General features: G+C 43.2%; 22 protein-coding genes and 1 other RNA gene. 7 read left to right on the forward strand and 16 right to left on the reverse strand.

Annotation, left to right across the window (positions count from 1 at the left end):
* Nucleotides 1-5: 5 nt before the first annotated feature.
* The gene (locus CGZ90_RS01940; RefSeq protein ID WP_094250646.1) at nucleotides 6-1,301 is read right to left on the reverse strand and encodes an ammonium transporter; all 1,296 of its coding nucleotides are present in this window, start codon (nucleotides 1,299-1,301) and stop codon (nucleotides 6-8) included.
* A gap of 202 nt (nucleotides 1,302-1,503) precedes the next feature.
* Nucleotides 1,504-1,929, reverse strand: a complete 426-nt coding sequence (locus tag CGZ90_RS01945; protein WP_094250647.1) for a BrxA/BrxB family bacilliredoxin — start codon at nucleotides 1,927-1,929, stop codon at nucleotides 1,504-1,506.
* A 101-nt stretch (nucleotides 1,930-2,030) separates the two neighbouring features.
* Here CGZ90_RS01945 and CGZ90_RS01950 point away from each other — a divergent pair, with 101 nt between their 5' ends.
* A complete protein-coding gene (locus CGZ90_RS01950) occupies nucleotides 2,031-3,107 on the forward strand; it encodes an SDR family oxidoreductase (RefSeq protein WP_094250648.1) in 1,077 nt (358 codons plus the stop codon).
* A gap of 84 nt (nucleotides 3,108-3,191) precedes the next feature.
* Here the strand turns inward: CGZ90_RS01950 and CGZ90_RS01955 are convergent, their stop codons facing one another.
* Both CGZ90_RS01955 and CGZ90_RS01960 read right to left on the reverse strand, forming a co-directional pair.
* Nucleotides 3,192-3,797 carry a DUF3298 and DUF4163 domain-containing protein gene (locus CGZ90_RS01955; RefSeq protein WP_094250649.1) on the reverse strand — a complete coding sequence of 202 codons (606 nt, stop codon included), beginning with the start codon at nucleotides 3,795-3,797 and terminating at the stop codon, nucleotides 3,192-3,194.
* Nucleotides 3,798-3,920: 123 nt separating this feature from the next.
* A complete protein-coding gene (locus CGZ90_RS01960; RefSeq protein ID WP_094250650.1) occupies nucleotides 3,921-4,604 on the reverse strand; it encodes an MgtC/SapB family protein in 684 nt (227 codons plus the stop codon).
* A 203-nt stretch (nucleotides 4,605-4,807) separates the two neighbouring features.
* On the opposite strand from CGZ90_RS01960, the gene CGZ90_RS01965 reads away from it, so the two are divergent.
* A complete protein-coding gene (locus CGZ90_RS01965; protein ID WP_276206746.1) occupies nucleotides 4,808-5,131 on the forward strand; it encodes a DUF485 domain-containing protein in 324 nt (107 codons plus the stop codon).
* Entirely contained in the window at nucleotides 5,131-6,675 is a 1,545-nt protein-coding gene (locus tag CGZ90_RS01970) for a solute symporter family protein (protein WP_094250651.1), read from the forward strand. Before CGZ90_RS01965 ends, CGZ90_RS01970 begins: the two co-directional genes overlap by 1 nt.
* A gap of 588 nt (nucleotides 6,676-7,263) precedes the next feature.
* On the opposite strand, the gene CGZ90_RS01975 is transcribed toward CGZ90_RS01970, so the two are convergent.
* The 5 genes from CGZ90_RS01975 to CGZ90_RS01995 form a co-directional block, all read right to left on the reverse strand.
* Entirely contained in the window at nucleotides 7,264-7,962 is a 699-nt protein-coding gene (locus CGZ90_RS01975; RefSeq protein ID WP_094250652.1) for a hypothetical protein, read from the reverse strand.
* A 123-nt stretch (nucleotides 7,963-8,085) separates the two neighbouring features.
* Complete coding sequence (locus CGZ90_RS01980; RefSeq protein ID WP_094250653.1) at nucleotides 8,086-9,495, reverse strand: amino acid permease; 1,410 nt, start codon at nucleotides 9,493-9,495, stop codon at nucleotides 8,086-8,088.
* 195 nt (nucleotides 9,496-9,690) lie between these two features.
* Nucleotides 9,691-10,581 carry a CvfB family protein gene (locus tag CGZ90_RS01985; protein ID WP_094250654.1) on the reverse strand — a complete coding sequence of 297 codons (891 nt, stop codon included), beginning with the start codon at nucleotides 10,579-10,581 and terminating at the stop codon, nucleotides 9,691-9,693.
* A gap of 41 nt (nucleotides 10,582-10,622) precedes the next feature.
* Nucleotides 10,623-10,787 (reverse strand): YycC family protein, encoded by a 165-nt coding sequence (locus CGZ90_RS01990; RefSeq protein ID WP_094250655.1) that lies wholly within the window; start codon nucleotides 10,785-10,787, stop codon nucleotides 10,623-10,625.
* 36 nt (nucleotides 10,788-10,823) lie between these two features.
* Nucleotides 10,824-12,512 (reverse strand): formate--tetrahydrofolate ligase, encoded by a 1,689-nt coding sequence (locus tag CGZ90_RS01995; RefSeq protein WP_094250656.1) that lies wholly within the window; start codon nucleotides 12,510-12,512, stop codon nucleotides 10,824-10,826.
* Between the two features lie 181 nt (nucleotides 12,513-12,693).
* Here CGZ90_RS01995 and CGZ90_RS02000 point away from each other — a divergent pair, with 181 nt between their 5' ends.
* A complete protein-coding gene (locus CGZ90_RS02000; RefSeq protein WP_094250657.1) occupies nucleotides 12,694-13,017 on the forward strand; it encodes a 2Fe-2S iron-sulfur cluster-binding protein in 324 nt (107 codons plus the stop codon).
* 47 nt (nucleotides 13,018-13,064) lie between these two features.
* On the opposite strand, the gene CGZ90_RS02005 is transcribed toward CGZ90_RS02000, so the two are convergent.
* The 3 genes from CGZ90_RS02005 to CGZ90_RS02015 are packed head-to-tail and all read right to left on the reverse strand — an operon-like array spanning nucleotide 13,065 to nucleotide 14,726.
* The gene (locus CGZ90_RS02005; protein ID WP_094250658.1) at nucleotides 13,065-13,706 is read right to left on the reverse strand and encodes an HD domain-containing protein; all 642 of its coding nucleotides are present in this window, start codon (nucleotides 13,704-13,706) and stop codon (nucleotides 13,065-13,067) included.
* A 9-nt stretch (nucleotides 13,707-13,715) separates the two neighbouring features.
* Nucleotides 13,716-14,000: a DUF6123 family protein gene (locus CGZ90_RS02010; protein WP_094250659.1), complete on the reverse strand. Its 285-nt coding sequence runs from the start codon at nucleotides 13,998-14,000 to the stop codon at nucleotides 13,716-13,718.
* Between the two features lie 60 nt (nucleotides 14,001-14,060).
* Nucleotides 14,061-14,726, reverse strand: a complete 666-nt coding sequence (locus CGZ90_RS02015; protein WP_165766739.1) for a reverse transcriptase-like protein — start codon at nucleotides 14,724-14,726, stop codon at nucleotides 14,061-14,063.
* Nucleotides 14,727-14,812: 86 nt separating this feature from the next.
* On the opposite strand from CGZ90_RS02015, the gene CGZ90_RS02020 reads away from it, so the two are divergent.
* On the forward strand, nucleotides 14,813-15,217 hold the full coding sequence (locus CGZ90_RS02020; RefSeq protein WP_094250661.1) for a reverse transcriptase-like protein: 405 nt from the start codon (nucleotides 14,813-14,815) through the stop codon (nucleotides 15,215-15,217).
* Entirely contained in the window at nucleotides 15,214-16,131 is a 918-nt protein-coding gene (locus CGZ90_RS02025; RefSeq protein ID WP_094250662.1) for a DMT family transporter, read from the forward strand. Before CGZ90_RS02020 ends, CGZ90_RS02025 begins: the two co-directional genes overlap by 4 nt.
* On the opposite strand, the gene CGZ90_RS02030 is transcribed toward CGZ90_RS02025, so the two are convergent.
* From CGZ90_RS02030 to CGZ90_RS20595, 3 genes are all read right to left on the reverse strand, one after another.
* Nucleotides 16,128-17,018 (reverse strand): 5'-3' exonuclease, encoded by an 891-nt coding sequence (locus CGZ90_RS02030; protein WP_094250663.1) that lies wholly within the window; start codon nucleotides 17,016-17,018, stop codon nucleotides 16,128-16,130. The genes CGZ90_RS02025 and CGZ90_RS02030 overlap by 4 nt on opposite strands.
* Nucleotides 17,019-17,102: 84 nt before the next feature.
* Nucleotides 17,103-17,285: non-coding RNA, 6S RNA (ssrS, locus tag CGZ90_RS02035), on the reverse strand.
* Nucleotides 17,286-17,315: 30 nt separating this feature from the next.
* Nucleotides 17,316-17,453 (reverse strand): hypothetical protein, encoded by a 138-nt coding sequence (locus CGZ90_RS20595; protein ID WP_094250664.1) that lies wholly within the window; start codon nucleotides 17,451-17,453, stop codon nucleotides 17,316-17,318.
* Between the two features lie 118 nt (nucleotides 17,454-17,571).
* Here CGZ90_RS20595 and CGZ90_RS02045 point away from each other — a divergent pair, with 118 nt between their 5' ends.
* Nucleotides 17,572-17,823 (forward strand): DNA alkylation repair protein, encoded by a 252-nt coding sequence (locus CGZ90_RS02045; protein ID WP_094250665.1) that lies wholly within the window; start codon nucleotides 17,572-17,574, stop codon nucleotides 17,821-17,823.
* A 75-nt stretch (nucleotides 17,824-17,898) separates the two neighbouring features.
* Here CGZ90_RS02045 and CGZ90_RS02050 read toward each other — a convergent pair whose 3' ends face one another.
* On the reverse strand, nucleotides 17,899-19,335 hold the full coding sequence (locus CGZ90_RS02050; RefSeq protein WP_094250666.1) for a hypothetical protein: 1,437 nt from the start codon (nucleotides 19,333-19,335) through the stop codon (nucleotides 17,899-17,901).
* Nucleotides 19,336-19,441 lie beyond the last annotated feature (106 nt).

Below are 19,441 nucleotides of genomic sequence, written 5' to 3' on the forward strand. Positions count from 1 at the left end.
CTGTCTTATTTTGCTTCTTTTAAAAGTGTTGGATCCAGTTGTTCAGGATAGCCGTAAGAGCCATGTTCGCTAATATCAAGCCCCGAAAGTTCTTGCTCTGCACTGACTCGGAGTCCAATCGTTTTCTTCAATGCGAATAGAACAATGAAGGAAACAGCTCCAACATAAGCTGCAGCACCCAGTACACCGATAGTCTGTGTAATCAGCTGGCTGAAACCGCCTCCGTAAAAAAGACCCGCTTTTCCGATTCCTGTGATTTCAACAAGTCTTGGCGATGCAAAGAACCCAGTAGAGATCGTACCGGCGATTCCGGCAATCCCATGGACCGAGAAAGCGAAGATCGGATCATCAATTCCCTTCTTTTCAAAATATAATGAAGTCCAAAAAGTAAATGCCCCTGCAAAAGCACCGATCACAACAGCGGCCCAAGGTTCAACGAACGCACATGCTGCGGTAATGGCAACCAATGCGGCAAGCACGCCGTTGACCATGGCGGGAATATCAGCCTTGCCTGTTAAGATTTTAGCTGCTGCTATTGCTGCTATAGCTCCTGCAGCTGCTGCGAGATTTGTTGTGAGTGCGACATATCCGAAGAACCCGTCACCGACAGCCATAGTGCTCCCAGCATTAAACCCGAACCAGCCGACCCACAGCAAAATGCCGCCTAAAACTGTATAAACTTGATTATGCCCTGGAATTAAATTAGGTGTTCGGTCTCTATTAAACTTGCCTAGTCTCGGCCCTAACAGAATGGTAGCTACGAGGGCTGCTACAGCTCCTTGAAGATGAACAACAGTAGAACCGGCGAAGTCCTGCATCCCCATCGTGCCAAGCCAGCCTCCTCCCCAAACCCAGTGCCCGATGACTGGATAAATCAAGACAGTGAAGATCGTACCAAAAATAAAATAAACAGAGAGTTTAGCTCGCTCAGCAAAACCACCCCATGCAATCGCTAGTGAAACACCGACAAATCCTAGCTGAAACAAAAACTTTAAAGCAAGAGGTACATTCGCCCAGTCAAGAGAAGAAAATGTGTTCGTGCTGCTTTCATGAAGCAGCCACCCTGATGTTCCTATAATGGAGTTTCCTTCGCCAAATGTAATCGCAAAACCTGCTGCCCAAAAGGCAAGTGATGCAATCGAGAAGCTTAAAATCTGCTTGCCTGCCACATGGCCTGAATTTTTCATTCGCGTCGATCCTGCCTCGATCAGCGCAAAGCCTGCCTGCATCCCTATCACTAAGACAGCTGCAACCATAACCCAAATAGAATCCAAAGCAAATGCAATTTCCTCGGCTTTCATAAAAATTCCTCCTTATGTTATAAAATCTAACATGATTTAGTGATAATATATGACATAAGAAAGTAGTATGCAATATAATTTTTAGAAAATTTAGAAGTGCGTGAAATTAATGGAAGGGTTTTCATCATTGATGCAGAAGGCTTGATAACGCTTACTAAAAACGGCAAAAAAAAATTCCCGGACTATGCCGGGAACCTTTGTTTTAGCAATTTTTATCATAAGCTGAGATAAGGTTTTCGAGAATTTCCTCTGGTGCATGATTTTCAATGTTATGACGGTGGATGAAGTGAACCACTTCTCCGTCTTTCAAAAGCGCCATGGACGGAGATGATGGGGGGATTTCTTCAAAATACTGGCGGAAAGATGCAGTCGCTTCTTTATCCTGTCCAGCGAACACTGTCGCGATATGATCTGGTTTGACCGGATGATTAAGCGATGCTACTGCTACAGGTCTTGCAAGACCTGCTGCACATCCGCATACAGAGTTAATGACGACAAGCTTTGTTCCCTTCAATTCCATGAACTCAGCAACCTCTTCAGCAGTCGTAAGTTCTTTAAAACCAGCTCGTGTAAGTTCTTCTCTCATAGGTCTTGCCATTTGTTTCATATATTCTTCATAAGCGTTCATTTTACAGCCTCCTCAATATAACTCAAGCTTTATTATACAAAACTTATTATCATTATTAAACCATTACCGATTTTAACTATTCTTTAAAGGAGGATTTATTTATGAACAATGTTTATTTCATTACTGGCTTTCCCGGTTTTTTGGCGACAAAACTACTGGATGAACTTCTGTTAACTCGCCCGGAAGCTTCCTACAGACTTCTCGTCCTGAGTCAGGAACGTTTAAAAGCATCTAAGCTTCTGGAAGCAAGAACATCTGGAAGTTATGCTATTGAGCTGATCGATGGCGACATAACAAGGCCAGACTTAGGAATCACACCAGAAAAGGCGATACAGCTGAAGGATGAGATCACTCATTGTTTTCATCTTGCTGCTCTTTATGATCTTACAGCAGGATGGAAATTATGTGAAAAGATTAACGTTATTGGAACTGAAAATGTGACAAGATGGCTCAGCTTTTGCAAAAATCTACAAAGGTATTCCTATTTCAGCACAGCGTATGTGTCTGGAACAAGGGAAGGCTTGATTAAAGAAAACGAACTGATCATGCCAGCTAGGTTTCGCAACCATTATGAGGAAACTAAATTTCTGGCGGAAAAAATTGTTGAAGAGGCAAAGAAAAGTCTGCCTGTTACCATATTTCGCCCAGGCATCGTAACGGGAGATTCAGTCAGCGGCGAGACGCTGAAGTTCGACGGTCCCTATTACCTGCTCACTTTTCTAAGAAAATTAAAATACATTCCTGTACCGATGATTGGAGAAGGGAGTGCGCGTATTCACCTGGTGCCGTATGATTTTGTCATTCGATCAGCTGTTTATCTTACTAATTTAAAGCAAGCCGAGGGCAAGACGTATCATCTTATCAATCCTGCATCACCTACAATTAAAGATGCCTTTACGACAATGCTTCAGGAAATGCACAATAAAAAAACACGCTATTCTATCCCTGTAAGCGTCGCCTCTTTAGCATTATCACTGAAATCATTGCAGCGGTTATTAGGCGTTCCAAAAGAAACACTTGATTATTTTTCCGGCACTCACCATTATGATTGCAGTGTTCTGACGGAAGATCTTAAGGATTCTGGAATAACCTGCCCTTCTTTTTCTGAACTCGCAAAACCAATGGTCCTTTTTTATAAAGAAAATGCACATAACAAAAATCTGGCTAAAACGTTTTAATCCAATAAATTTAATGAATTAAAGCCGGCTTTACTGATTTTTACATCAGCAACAGCCGGCTTTAATTTTTATGAATTCATCTATTCAGGCAAGCTTTTTTATCGGGGAACCCGGTGCAGCGGTTCCTTTCAACAATGCGTAAGGTATTTCAAAAACAGGGATTCCATAAGCGTATGGTGTGTATTCATATTGCTGAAAATAGATCCCAAGTGTATGAGGAGTAAGATAGAAAGGCTGCCTTTCAGTGATCGTGCTGAACTCAGATGTGAGCGGGATCTCTTTGCTTTTAATCTCTTCTTTTATAAATGCATTAATAATGCGGATGTATGTTTCGCCGGGAAGAAACAAATCTTTCAGCAAAAACAGCTGCCCTGTCTCGGCCGAATATGTGAGCGAGCTTGTTTCCGTGATGCCATGCGCAGCTCCTTGAGTGTAGGAAAAAATCTCGAAATATAAACTAATAACATCTTTCTTATTCAATTTCACAAAATACTTTCCTGTTATTTCAGTTTGTTCATCCCATCTTGGCCTGACCATCTCATATACGTAATATCGAATTGTTTCATTGATATATCGTTCTACAGCTGGGTTTTTTAAGCCTGTGATCTCAGGATATGTCACATTCACATTAACCGTCGACCATAATTTTGGAACAATCATCGGCTTGCGGTTTAGCATAGGCCACGACATTCTCTTCTCCCCTTTTTTCACATCCTATTCAGGAGCAGAAAAAAGGAAACGCCTTTTTCGTCGATCGAAAATGGCGTTTCATGATTTTTAAAACATCTTGTCCTTCCAGCAATAGCCTGTTTTTTAGTTTAATGTCTCGATCTCGACTGTCTGGATACCGTCTATCCTTTTGATGTCATAATACAGATCCGTCGTATATCTCTTTTCATATATGGCTGCGGCAAGCTCCATTTTACGCAGTCCGGAATCAAGATCCTTGATCCTGACATTTGTAATCCTGACGTTCTGCTCGTTCACTTTCTTTATGAGGTTGGTCATATCCGCCTCTTCCCTTACTACAAGCTTAAGACGGATGTCAACGTTTCTAAGCGCACGCGGACCGATCCATTTCATGATAAGCGGGATAAGTTCAACAGAGATCAAGATTAATAGGGCTCCAGCAGCCGCCTCCATGTAAAATCCTGCTCCTGCCGCTATTCCTAACCCTGATGCGCCCCAGATCATCGCGGCTGTAGTCAATCCCGAAATTACATCATTGCTGCGGCGGAGTATAACACCTGCACCAAGAAAACCAATTCCGCTCACAATTTGCGCCGCTAGACGGAGAGGATCCATCATCGTACGGTCAGTCATTTCTGAAAACCTATCGGCAGACTCGATTGAAACGATGGTCAGCAGGCAGCTGCTGATCGAGATTACTAGGCTTGTTTTTAATCCGACAGGCTTGTTCTTCAATTCTCTTTCAATGCCGATAATAAGCCCTAAAAAGGCGGATATCCCTAGTTTTACTAATACAAGACTCACCATTTTCACCTCTTCTTATAGCTGACTTAGCGTAATTTGCCTCTATTATACTAAACTATGTGCCGCAGTTCACATTAAGTCTGTTTGTTGTCAGAGAATGTATTTTTCGTTTATAATTATATTTGTGAATATTCTGAATTTTTACGCGGTATTGAAAGGAGGATAGAAGACAGTTTCCAATTTTAATATTGCGAGGAGGAAAAGATTTGAAACAGTCCAAGCAAAATGAAAAGAATTACAGTGCGATTGCTTCTTCTCCTGCTTTTAAAGAGCTGATGAGAAAAAAGAAAAACTTTATTCTTCCCATGACGATTTTCTTTTTTGTATTTTATTTTGCTCTTCCCGTAATGACAGCGTATTCGACTGTGCTGAACGAAAAAGCAGCAGGCGACATTACATGGGCGTGGGTGTTTGCATTCGCTCAATTCGTCATGACATGGTCGTTATGCGTCCTCTATTCAAGAAAAGCAGCCAAGTTTGATGAGATGACTGCAAAAATTCAGAATTCATCCCAAAAGGAGGCGAGCTGATGAACGGTACAGCATTTACACTATTTTTGGGAATCGTTCTCCTTACTCTTGTGATTACATATTTTGCATCCAAGAAGACAAAAACAACGAGTGATTTTTACACAGCAGACGGCGGACTGACAGGCTGGCAGAACGGACTGGCTATTGCAGGCGACTATATGTCTGCCGCTTCTTTCCTTGGCATAGCCGGTACGATCGCATTGGCAGGTTTTGATGGGTTCTTCTACAGCATCGGATTCCTTGTCGCGTACCTTGTTGTCCTTTACCTGGTGGCCGAGCCTTTGCGAAACCTTGGTAAATATACGATGGCAGACATGATTGCGGCAAGGTTCAACGATAAGAAGATCCGCGGTGTCGCAGCATTGAACACAATCTCTATTTCTATATTTTACATGATTGCACAGCTCGTGGGTGCAGGCGCGCTGATCAAGCTTCTGCTCGGAATCGATTATGTATACTCTGTATTAATCGTCGGTGTCTTAATGACTGTTTATGTCGTTTTTGGCGGAATGACTGCAACAAGCTGGGTGCAGATTGTAAAAGCTGTCCTTTTAATGGCAGGTACATTCATTATCTCTCTGATGGTATTCGCCAAATTTGGCTTCAGCCTCACTGCCATGTTTGAGCATGTGAAAACAGCGACACCGCTGGGCGAAGCTTTTCTGAATCCAGGAAACAAATTTAAAGATCCATTAGACACGATTTCACTGAATCTAGCTCTCGTACTTGGTACGGCTGGCCTGCCTCATATCCTGATCCGCTTTTTTACGGTAAAGGATGCTCCTACCGCGAGGCAATCGGTGGTTTATGCAACATGGCTGATCGGTGCGTTCTACATCATGACCATCTTCTTAGGCTTTGGGGCTGCTGCTTTTGTCGGCAATAACGCGATCGTCTCTGCTAATGCCGCCGGTAACATGGCTGCACCCCTGCTGGCACAGGAGCTTGGCGGTGACTTTTTGTTCGCTTTTGTTTCAGCCGTAGCTTTTGCGACAATACTGGCCGTAGTTGCGGGACTTGTTCTCTCTGCTGCCTCAGCTTTCGCTCACGATTTCTACAGCCATATTCTGCGAAAAGGAAAAGCGACAGAGAAAGAACAGATGCACGCAGCTCGCTGGGCTTCTGTCGGTGTCGCCGTCCTTTCCATTATCCTAGCTCTGTTCGCTCAGCAGTTAAACGTTGCCTTCTTAGTAGCTCTTGCGTTTGCAGTAGCTGCGAGTGCAAACTTGCCGATTATCCTGCTGACGATTTTCTGGAAGCGCTTTAACACAACCGGCGCTGTTACAGGGATGCTTGTAGGCTTGTTCAGCTCACTTTTATTAGTTGCTATATCTCCAAGCGTCTGGAACCCTGTAGAAGGAGCTGCTATCCTGACTGGCGAAGCTATCTTCCCTCTTGCCAATCCAGGGATTGTCTCCATCCCTCTCGGATTCATCGGAGCCTTTTTAGGGACAGTGCTTTCTGGTGAAAAAGCTGATGCCGCAAAATTCGACGAAATCCTCGTCAAGGCTAATACGGGCATCGATCTTAATAAAGGCGCTTAATCACAAAAAAGGATTCCTCATGCCTGGAAGAGCACTGTTACAGTCCTCTACTAAAAAGTGTAGTGCGGTGATTTCCGCTCCAGGGTGCTGAGCTTTCCGCGGGGCGTGCGGTGAGCCCCTTTGCCGCTTTGCGCCTTAAAGGGTCTCACCTTCCCGCTCGTCCCGCAGGAGTCTCGCACCCTTCCGCTACAATCACAATGAATTTTGCTTACAAATGAATAGAAACCAAATACAAAAAAAGGGTAAGACCAACTCGTATTGCGAGGTGGTTTTACCCTTTCTTCTGTACAATTAAGTATCGTAAACGTGTGGGTGATTTCAAAGGTTTAAAAATAATATCACAACCGCTTAAACATCTTGAACCCATCCTTTAAAAGTTTGATTCGGAGTGTAAGGGGTCGACTCTTCGAAAATGAAGTTTGCATTTCCTTCGTGCAATGTATCGCTGCCGGCGCTTTCCTTGTCCAGCAGAAAACCGCAGCCCTGCGGAAAGCGTGCACCTGAAGAGGAGATCAACCTCTTCTCTGAATTGCAATAGCATCAAATAGTTTTCAGCGCCACCGCTGACGGGCTCCTTTATGTATGTCCTTATAATGAAGCGTATCCACTCATTCCATTCATGATTGTGTTCATCGTTTTTGTCTTAAAATCATCCGGTACTGATTCACCTTCAGGGTTACAATAATAATACGCTCCCTTTTCTTCATGAAACGAGAAACCGAGATTTTGCAGCAGCTCTTGCAAATTTTCTGGCAGGTTTGTCAGTCCAGTCTTCTCGGTAAAATAAGGTGTCGGCCGGATCTCAACATCGATATCTCCTTTTCCTGTATACACCGCCACAAGATCTTTATTCGTTTTTGATATCCATTGCCCTTTCGAGTATAGCGCGATTCTTGCTGCCGCAAGAGTTGCTATTCCCTCAATGTTCATGCCAAATATCATGTTGATTGCGGCCCGGATTCCGCTTCCTGAGTTGTGGTGCTGCCCTAAATAATGATCGAGTACTTCTGCTTTCTCCAAATTCATGATGAACGCATCATGAACGGGCTTTCCTGACCTTTCAAGGCTCGAACGCACTCGCTCCATAACCGCAGGAGGATAGAGCGATGCTTTTCTTCCTTCTCCTGCAGAGGATATGCGGTTTATATCGATTTTTAATATGTTATAAAGAATCTTTGCTATATGAACGCTCGTTACATGGTTCAAAGAGTCCAGGTAGGCATCGATCGCTTGAACTTTAGTAAGTCCATTTTCTTTTTTATCAGCGCTTGTATCAATATGCTGCATACATTCCTCCACAAACTATATTTTATATTCTTTTCCATTATCGCCCTCCAGGTTTTAATTTTCAATCTGCAGTTAATTGGAACAGAAAAAGAGAATGCACGAACATCGGCATTCTCTTTAATATTAAGCTGATTTTTTTGTAATAAAATGCCTTCTCACCATCGGATAAAACACAATTCCTGAAGCAAGCAAAGCAATACCTAGCATGAAGGTTTTTAAATCTGCCGTACCGGCTTTTATTACCCAAATGGAATAGATCGCCGCAATGCCGGCAATTAAACCATCAATCCTGCGTGCATTCGGCTGAGATTCATACGTTTCACCTGTAATGACAAGCTTCAGCTGGTAGAATGCCCCCATGATATAAGGAACAAGGAATGCGAGCGTGGCGATAAAAATAATAAAATCAAACGCTTCGGCCATTGATTGTGAGATAACCGAAAAAATGAAAAGCTGTGTGCAAATATTGGTCACAATCAATGAAAATACAGGTGCTCCGTTCTTGTTTTCTTTTAAAAACTGCGGCAGGAACATCTTTTGTTTCGCCGCCTGAAAAGGTACTTCCGCTGAGAGCAGCACCCATCCGATTGTCGCACCAAGAAGTGAAATGATACCCAGTAGTGCCATCACATAACTGCCTGAAGGTCCGATAACAGCTGAAAGGGCATCTACAAGCGGCTTTTGCGATTTGACGAGCTCTTCTTTCGGCAGTGTTCCCATCACAAGTACTGTAATTAAAATATACAAAGCAAGTGCTATGAAGAGACCGAGTATCGTTGCTTTTTTCACATCAGTCTGCTTCTTAGCTCTCGTTGAAAAAACGACAGCTGATTCAACGCCAACAAAAGCCCACAGTGTTGCTATCGCAGCATTGTTCACCTGGCCCAGGAGTCCAATGCTTCCCCCTCCGCCATCTGAAACTGGTTCTGCAAAAGGAATCAGATTAGATGCTTCAAAAGCGAAAAGACAAACCACGATAAACAGAAAAAACCCTGTCACTTTTGCCGCCGTCGCCACAAAATTAATACGGCCAGCGCCTTCAACCCCTCTTAAGATCATGAAATGAATCGCCCAAAGCAGCATGCTGCACACAATAAATGTGATCAGACCGCCGGCTGTAACGGTTTGTGATAAAAAAGTAAACAGCTTTTTTTCATTTGTCATGACTGGGAAAAAGGTTGAAAGGTAGCTGGCAAAAGTCGTGATGATCGCAACGTTTCCTGCCCAGTTAGCTACCCAGTAGCCCCAGCTTACGAGATATCCGCCAAGAAGCGAGCTTTCACTGCCTTCTTTAAAGAGCGCTTTCGCATAGTTCTGCGGGCCACCGTTTAAATCTGGCTTCCTGACAGACAAGTTCCCGAACACGAGCGCTGTCATTAGTACACCAAATCCTGTAATAAGCCACGCGGATAAAACACCTGCCGGACTTGCTGCTTCAGCGAGAGAACGAGGCAGCATAAAGATACCCGAACCGACCATGTTGCCGACAACAAGCGCTGTAAGCACCCAAAGTCCTAGTCGTTTATTATTCAAAGAAATAACCTCCTATAATAGCCTGTAAATAGTTTTCCCCATATTAATTAAAAGTAACGGAAACACAATAGACTCTATAGTACACTAGCAAGATAAAGGATTCAAGGTTTTTTATGACTTACAATGCATAATTATAATTTTTCACGATAGAAAAAACCCGGGATATTACTTCTTCCCGGGTTTTTTCTGAATCTGCTATATCTTTAAAAATGTTTTTCCGTTTTCCTGAACCACTTTGTCTTCTTTTAACAGTTTCCCCATAGCCCGCTTAAATGCCGCTTTGCTGATGTGGAACACTTCCTCAATCTCTGAAGGAGAAGATTTGTCGGTAAGTCCCATCTGGCCTTTATTTTTTCTTAAGAAAGAAACAATTTTTTCTGCATCTTCACTGTACGCCAATTCCTTGCGCGGCTTCATTGACATGTTGATACGCCCATCTTCGCGAACGTAAGAAACACGAGCCGAAACTTTTTCTCCGAGCCTGAGCTTTCTGGTCATTTCATCCCTGTGAATAAAACCGATCAGCTTATCATCTGTAAAGAGCAGTACACCCGAGTCATTCAGCTTATAAACGTACCCTTCGAGCTGCTTATTCAGCAGCTCTTCTCCTGCAGCTTCAGCCTGCTCAACCATCTCTTCTCCTGCAGCTTCAGCCTGCTCAACCATCTCTTCCTCTGTAGCTAAATCGGCAAACAGACGGCCTTTTTTATCGAGCTTCAGCCCCGCATAGACTTTATCTCCCGCCTGAGGCCATAGCTCCCAGTCATGCGGAAGATCGTCCTTTGAAAGGAGGACATCTTTCTTGATGCCCATGTTTAAAAACGTACCGTATTTCTTATTAATTCCGGCTGCATCAAGCCATGCAAGTGAGTCAAGGCGCACTTTTGGCATTGATTCCGTAGCTGCAATCCTGCCTTCATGATCCTGATATAAAAACACGGTAACTTCATCGTTTTCTTCATGCTGTTTCAACGCTTCTGATTTATGAAGCATGACTTCTTCTGTACCGTTACTTAAAAAATAGCCAAAATCAGCTTTTCTGGCTACTTTCACGGTAACTGCTGTGCCTGGTGTTAATTTATTCATCTCGTTTCCTTCCTTGAAAATCCGGTTTAATCTCCGGACTTTTATTCCCTTTTATCATCACTGTTTTTATTATTATCTTGTTCATTTAATTCCATCAGCTTTTTAACAAGAATATGCTGAGGCATATGCATCAGCTGTTCGAGCGGTACATTCAGCGCTTTAGCCAGTTTGACTGCCGTGTCGGGTGATAGTTGAAGCGGCTTCATCACATCTGCCTCCTTTATGTTTTATTTATCCTAATTCTAAAACAGCCCTGCTGCCTTGCCTTCCTCAGTAACGTCCATATCCATCGCTGCTGGACGCTTTGGAAGTCCCGGCATCGTCATCACATCACCAGTAAGGGCGACAATAAACCCTGCCCCTACAGAAGCTCTTAGCTCCCTGATCGCGACGATAAACTTTTCTGGCCTTCCAAGTTTTTTAGGATCATCAGAAAGAGAATATTGGGTTTTTGCCATACAAACCGGCAAATTTCCCCAGCCTAGTGATGTGAACTGTTCAATCTGTTTGATTGCTTTCGGTGAGAACTGAACATCTTCAGCCCCGTATACCCTTTGGCAGATCGTCTTGATTTTTTCGTCAAGCGGCATATCCAGCTCATACAGCGGCTTATAATTGTTATCTTCTGATTCCATCACGTTCAGCACCGTACGTGCCAGTTCTTCTCCGCCAGCTCCTCCGTCAGCCCAAACATCAGCTTCTGCAGCCTGCACGCCCTCTGATTTACACCATTCCAAAATATAATCGACTTCTGCTTGATCGTCATTTACAAAGCGGTTTACCGCAACGACAGCCGGCACTCCAAATTGTTTCAGCGTATCCAGATGCTTTGCAAGGTTAGGCATTCCTCTTTTGAGTGCAGGAAGATCAAGAACTGAAAGCTCGTCTTTTGGGACTCCGCCGTGCATTTTCAGCGCCCGCACTGTCGCAACGACTACGACCGCACCTGGTTTGATCCCGCCATATCTTGCTTTTATATTCAAGAACTTCTCAGCGCCTAGGTCTGCTCCAAATCCAGATTCTGTTACAACAATATCACTTAGTTTCGAAGCAAGCTTTGTAGCAATGATGCTATTGCAGCCATGTGCGATATTTGCAAACGGTCCTCCGTGGATGATTGCCGGCGTGTTTTCAAGAGTCTGCACGAGGTTAGGCATGAGAGCATCTTTTAGAAGAAGTGTGAGAGCGCCTTCTGCTCCTAAGTCTCCCGCTGTCACTGGGCTATCGCTGTAATCATAGGCAACAACCATTTTGGAAAGTCTTGACTTTAAATCTTTGACACTTACAGCCAGACAAAAAATAGCCATGATCTCTGAAGCAACCGTAATGTCGAAACCGTCTTCACGCGGAACTCCCTGAAGAGGCCCTCCAAGACCAACAACAATCCTGCGGAGTGCCCGGTCATTCATGTCGAGCGCGCGTTTCCAAACGATTTTGCGGGGATCAATATGTAATGCGTTCCCTTGATGAATATGATTATCGATTAAAGCGGCAAGTGCATTATTTGCTGTAGTAATCGCGTGAATATCGCCTGTAAAATGCAGGTTGATCTCTTCCATAGGCATCACTTGAGAATATCCGCCGCCAGCAGCACCGCCTTTAATACCCATGCTAGGACCTAATGACGGTTCGCGAAGAGCGACAATCGTCTGCTTTCCGATTCGGTTAAAAGCTTGGCCAAGTCCTACAGTTACCGTTGATTTCCCTTCTCCTGCAGGAGTAGGGTTTATGGAGGTGACTAGAACAACGGTTCCTTCTTGTTTCGTTTCAAGCTTTTGAAATAGATCAAGTGAGAGCTTTGCTTTGTATCTTCCGTACGGCTCCCAATCTTCTTCGTCAATTCCGAGCAGTCCTGCGATATGGCTGATCGGAAGCATCTTTGATTCTTGTGCGATTTCAATATCCGACTTGTGAGACGTTTTTTCTGGCATACGTGGGTTGCCCTCCTTGAAGGATAAAAAAAGTATATTCACTTCTTTTATTGTAACAAAAAAACATGCCAGACTGCGACCTTTAGTTTGCGAAGAAACAGGTAGCGTTTAAACTTCTATTATTACAGTGAAAAAAAGAGTATAATATGTACTGGAAAGCACAGGAAACGGAGGATGAATAATGGCAAAAATTACAGTTCAAGGATTTGGCGAGTATGAGATCGAAAATGGCAGGAAGCTTGTAAACGCATTAGAAGACAACGGAGTAGATATGCTTCATCGATGCGGAGGTAAAGCTAAATGCACGACATGCCGTGTTGAAGTTCTGTCAGGAGATCTAGGGCCGATGAATGAGATGGAAGCAGCAATCATCGAAACAAAAGGTCTTGCTGACGGCATTCGCCTGTCATGCCAGATCTGCGTCAGTGAAGATGCAGTCATAAAGCCTGTCATGACCGTTTCACAATCCGGTCTTGATGCCGGCCCGCGTCCGGAAGAAGCATAAAAAGGTCTGGCACAAGCATGTTTAATCCATGCTGTGTCCAGACCTTTTTATTTTTTGCCTTCCCACTCCAGAGAGAACCGCTGTAAAAAATCCTCCATGAATTGGTGGCGTTCTTCAGCCAGCTTATTCGCATAAGGTGTATTGATCCCGCTCTTTAATTTTAACAGTTTTTCATAAAAGTGATTGATAGCCGTGCTTTTTCCATTCCGATACTCTTCTTTGGTCATCTCTTCACGAACCGGTATTTCTGGATCAAACATCAACTGCCCTTTCGCACCCGAATAGGCAAACGTCCGGCCGATCCCGATTGCTCCTATCGCGTCAAGCCTGTCGGCATCCTGAACTACTCTGCCTTCAAGACTCAGCGCTTCTCCAGCATGACCGCCCTTGTATGACATGTTCTGAATAATGTGCAAAACAGCATCTGCCACTTGTGCCTCAAGTTTTATTGTTCGCAGCCAATCGCTGACCTCGGCTAGTCCTGCTTCTTCACTTCCTGCTATTTTTTCATCTGCGATATCATGCAGCAGGGCGGCCAGTTCACAGATAAAAACATCTGCTCCTTCTTGCTCCGCAATTTTAAGAGCAAGCTGACGGACACGATGAATATGGTACCAGTCATGGCCGCTGGATTCGTTTCCAAGCTTGCGCCTTACAAATTCTTCTGTCATCTGAATAATTTTTTTCATTTTTTTCCTCTATGCGTGTTTTTTGCTTTGACTCGTGATGCGGTTAAAAAGGTGATACGCTTCTTTTTTTGAAACGGCATTCTCTTCTTTCAGCCTTTTCAAAAGTTCAATAAAATAGCTGGGATCAAAGCCAAACTGATGCTTCAACATCCACTCGATCGCACATTCCACTTGGACATCACTGGCGTCACAGTAATGCTTACCAAATAAAAAAAATTGTACCTGGCCGTCTTCAAACCGAATTCCTTTTGAAGATAAATAATCTAGGTAATTTTCAATATTAGACGGTTTCACTTTTTCTCACTTCCCGATTAAAGCATTTTCCTTAGATGATTGTACCAAGAGTTTCCTTTTTTAATCAATCAATTCTTTTACCGCCTTGATGAGTTTCCCCTCAATTGCCTGTAATGCCAGACTATCCGCATCTTTATTTTCGCTGCGCTGAACCCATGTATACTGCGGCCGGATGGAACACCGTTTAAAGATAGCATCAATTTTATCTGCCCAATATTGGTGCTCACTTTCGTAACATGGCCATTCGCCAGACATCTGGTATATCACAACCTTGGAATCCCCTTTAATATTGACTTTTTCGTCGCGGACTCCCATCTGTTCAAGTTCATCAGCAAGAAGCCACAGCGCTGCATACTCGCTTTCATTGTTTGAAGTCATCTCAGCCATAGCGGCGTTTTTTCTTAACCGGTAAGCGCTTCCGTTCTGTTTAAAGTAAATGAGTATGCCCTGTCCGCTTAAACACCCGCTTTCCTGAAAGCCTCCGTCAAAATATGCGGTAACATGCTCGGGTTCTGTTTCCTTTTCTTTCAGCCATTTTTTTATTTCTTTAATTGACCATGATGTCTCGTATTCATCTATATATTCAATGCTTGCGGCTCTTCCCGTCTTTTCAAGATCATTCCCAACTGCCAAGGCGGTTTTTACCGGCATAAAACCGCTGCTGGAGAAAATGATCGTTTCTGTGTTTTTAGGATATTTATAGCGCCACACGATTTTCAGTTCCACGTTTTGCCGCTTCCTTTCACGATGGATTTTCTTTTCGCTGTTTTCCTATATAATACTATGTAGTATCCAGCAACGGAGGAATAAAAATGATTGAAGTATATATTGACGGAGCGAGCGCAGGAGACCCGGGCATGTCAGGGGCAGGCATTTTTATAAAAACAGGACATGGTCCTGCATTAACCTATAGTGTGCCTCTCGGCGTGATGTCTAACCATGAAGCAGAGTTCAGAGCTTTAATATCCGCATTAAAAAAATGCCGCGAAAACGGTTTTAAGATTGTTTCATTCAGAACTGACTCACAGGCTGTAGAGCGTGCAGTCGAAAAAAAATATGCGAAAGATAAACGGTACGAGCCTCTTCTAAAAGATGCGCTAGAGTTAATAGATGAACTCGATTTGTTCTTTATTAAATGGATTCCATCCAAACAGAATAAGATGGCAGATGAACTGGCCAGAAAAGCCATTCAGCTGAACGGAAAGGAAACAGAATGAAAAAAAACATGCTGCTGGCAGATGTCAGTTTATTATTGGTCGCAGCGATATGGGGTACAACCTTTGTGATCGTGCAGAACGCGATCGCCTTGCTCGAACCATACTCTTTTAACTCGATCAGGTTTTTGATGGCTTTTTTGTTTCTATTCCTTTTCATTTTAGCTTTCAACCGCAGCACTTTTAAAAACACGAATGCTTCAATTTTGATAAAAGGAATCATACTAGGTTTTTTTCTTTTTCTCGGGTATGGCTTTCAAACTGTCGGGCTTCTCTATACCACTTCAGCAAATGCTGGCTTTATCACTGGACTGAGCGTCGTCCTTGTTCCCTTGCTTTCATTTTTTCTGCTAAAAAGCAAGCTGCCCCTGCAGTCCCTCGTCAGTTCGTTTATTGCGGCAGGCGGTCTTTACTTGCTCGCAGCCGGAAAAGAGACGGGCATCAACAAAGGAGATTTGTTTGTTCTGCTCTGTGCTTTTTCATTTGCCTTACATATTGTATACACAGGGAAATTCGCGCAAAAAGGAACCGCATGGATCATCACTCTCACACAGCTTATGACCGTGGGAGTGTGCAGTTTGATTACAGCTTTATTTACGGAAGACTATAAAAGTATCACTGACATGAACATCCTGCTTTCTGCAGAAGTGATTACTGCCTTAATTATCACCGCTGTATTCGCTACGGCGCTGGCGTTTCTAGCCCAGACATATTTTCAAGTGTATACAACTCCGGCGAGGGTCGCTCTCATTTTTGCTACAGAGCCTGTTTTTGCCGCTCTGACTGCTTACGTCTGGCTTAACGAAACGTTAGGATTTAAAGCGGCTATTGGATGCTTTTTGATTTTATCAGGTATGATCGCCTCTGAGATTCCTTTGTTTCATTATTTCAACAAAAAGAAAGAGCGGGCAGCTTAGCCCACTCTGATGTTAATATCCAGTTCCAGCAGTGCAGATTTCATCATATCCTTGTCTAGTTTCCATCGGCAAGTATCCAGATCCATATCAAGCACTGTTGGGACATCTGTAAAGATCGTACATAAGTTTTTGCTCAACAGAGCCATTTCTCTTCCTGCATCCAGTTTCTTTAGATAACGTTTAAATGCGGGGTCGAGTGCCTCCATGTTCTCATAGACCGATTCGACTGAGCCATACAGCTTTATAAGCGGAAGTGCAGCCTTTTCACCCACTCCTGCAACTCCCGGTATGTTATCGCTTTTATCCCCCAGCAAAGCTTTCACATCGATCCACTGAACGGGCGTGATGCCAAACTCCTCCTGAAAGTGCAGAAGCGTGTATTTCACTTCTTCTTTCTTCGACGTGATCAGCTGGGAAGTTTTTTCGCAGAGAAGCTGAAGAAGATCCCGGTCATTGCTGTAAATGATACACTCTCCGTCCTTCTCTGTTCTCCATCTGTGAACAAGTGTACCGATGATATCGTCTGCTTCGTATCGCGGAACCGAATATTGCGGGATGCCGAGCTGCCCGAACAGAGCTACAAGTGTTTCGTATTGCTGGATAAGAGGTTCAGGCAGCTCTCCTCTTGTCCCTTTATAATCTGGAAACGTTTCACGGCGAAGTGTTTCATCCCTCTTTACATCCCATGCCACTGCCATATGTGTAGGCTCATGCTGGCGAATCAGTGCCCCAAGCTTCTGGATCGTCGCGCGTACAGCGTTAATAAAAAGACCTTTTGAATTACGCGGCAGCTCATGCATCTCTTTTCCATATGCAGTCGCGAAGTAACAGCGGCTCAGAAGGTTGAATCCGTCAATTAAAAGGACTTTCTCATTGTTTTCGTTCATCTCATGTATCCCCCGGTTTAAAATTCGATCAGTATATAAAAAAGCTTATTTTACATGATGTAAAATAAGCTGTCATTGACAATAAGTAAACCCGCTTTGCCGTAGCTTAGATTGTCTTTTGAACCTGTTCTCACAGGTGGGTATCCGCAGCTGTTTTACTGCCTTCCTCTACGCGTTGAAGGCTTGGCAGCCTGACAGGCATATAAGATTCCCGAATTACAATCAAAGGTTAAAGACAATGAAAAGCCACTAACATCGCAGGTTTTTATTATAACAAGTGTCTTAAATTCTGTACAGTTATTTTGTTTTCTTGCCATGGTGCATCTTATTTGTTTCTACTTCTGCATAAGACGCCATTTCATTCAGTGTGTCGTTTCTTCCTTTGGCGTTGTTATTGTCCTGAGCGTTCTGGTTGCCTTTCTTTTGCCTTCCCATCTATTTCACCCCTTTTGCTGCGAGATACTATTAGGATGGCATACAGTCAAGCGATTTATTAATCATACATATCTTTATTTGATAAGGGGCAGAATGGATAAAAAAGGAGGTATTTTCCATGTCAAATCCGTATTTATGTCCTAACTGCAAAACGAACAGAACACGATTTAACATTATGGAGCAGGTGCCAGTATCCGTCAAGCTCGATCCTGGGACAGGGAATCTTGTTCATCAATACTCTGAAGAAGAAAGCCTCGACCCCTTTCACCTCCCATATAATGGGTCATCGCGCCTCGTACAGTGCGCTGCCTGCGGTGTCACAGGCGAAGAAGAGATGTTTATCAAGAGAGCTCAGTCAAAGCCTCTATAGAAAACTAGGGGGTACGGTACCATTTATATTACATGCTGCTGCACCATGAAATTTTCGAAAAGGTACCGTACCCCATTACTTTGGTTTAGGCATTGAAAGCTTCAGCGTCTCAACTTCAGCCAGCTGCTTGGCATATACTATATTCGATAATTCTATTCGCAAATCTTCCTCAGGAAGTTTTTGGCCTTCGTGAAAAGCGATTCCATATGTATAATTCTCAAGATAATAAATATCGAAATTCTTCAATTCCATTCCATCTGCATTTTTAACGGTTAAGACATTTCTAAACATCTGCTTTTTTTGATTGTCATTGAGCGTCTCATACTCAGAACGGTCGGAAAAGCTTTCTTCCAGCCTGTACTTTGGAACAGGACCGAAATCTTGTACCAGAAAATCACTTTCCTGCTTCATTGTAAACTTAATCATCGGAGCATTTCCGTCATAATAATAACCAAGATCATAAAAAGAGACTCCCGCTTTTTTTCCTAAAAGAATTTCTTTTTCCTTTAAAACACGATTTTTATTAAACTCCGCCATCTCCTTACCTTTCACTTTCCAGTTAAAACTTTCGCCAGATCGATACATGACGCTGTCGAATGTAATGGTGCTGCTCTTCTTTCCGCTATTAAGCATTGTGCCTGCATCAAAATTAAAAAGCGGGATAAAAAAACCCGATTTCTCTGTATACATCAATTCATAAACAGGCTGCTCAATGCGCGGGATTCCTTCATATTCCCCGCCAAAGCCGACCACATGATCATCAAAACCTTGCTCCATCGTAATTCTTGTAAAGTAATAGGAGATTTCAAAATCCTTGAACGTTGCGCTTCCGCCATCTGGAAGAGGTATCTTCCTGTTTAGCGGTTCTGCGCCGAGGATGCTCTCCTCATTATGCGGGTTAACTTTAAAAAATACTGGCTTAAGCTTTGTTTCACTGTTCTTCGAGGTAAGCGTTAATTGATCTAGCTTCAATTTCTGCGTAGTGTTAATTTTCTGCCACGTATCTTCTGATAACTGTTGAAAATCCGGCTGGATACGTACAGAACGGTACAGACGATGTTTGTATACAAATTCGTTTGCTGGAGCTTCGCCATTCACAGTAAAGATCAGAGGGAATTCTTCTTCACTGCCGTCTTCAAAAGTGTAGACCGCTTTTTTAGCGTTTAGCACAGGAACGTCCAATTCGTTCTTATCTGATTCTTTCAGATCCACGCTGTAGAGGAGATACGACTCATGAGGTGAAAAAGAAAACTGTTCGATTTTAAACGTTCGGAAATCTCCAGGCAGCTGGACTTCATTGAAATTTTTCTGAATCAGCCCGAAGTGATCAGAAACACGAAGCTGCGGATTTTGAACATATTCAATCTGCAGTCCCTCTTTAAGCTTTTTAACAATATAAAACTCATTTTCATTCACTTTCCATGCCGGCTCTGCTGTCTTCTGGTATTGAGTATATCCGGCAAAACCGCCAAGCAGCATCGTGCCGACGATCGCTTTTTGCCATATTTTCATACTTCCTCTGCCCCTTTTTCCATATAAAACCATCATATCATATTAATAAAACAACAGTTCTTAAAAAATATACTCTGTTAGAATGGCCTGCTGAGTTTCGGCTTTT

Source organism: Fictibacillus aquaticus, from assembly GCF_002245695.1.
Classification (GTDB): Bacteria; Bacillota; Bacilli; order Bacillales; family Fictibacillaceae; genus Fictibacillus; species Fictibacillus aquaticus.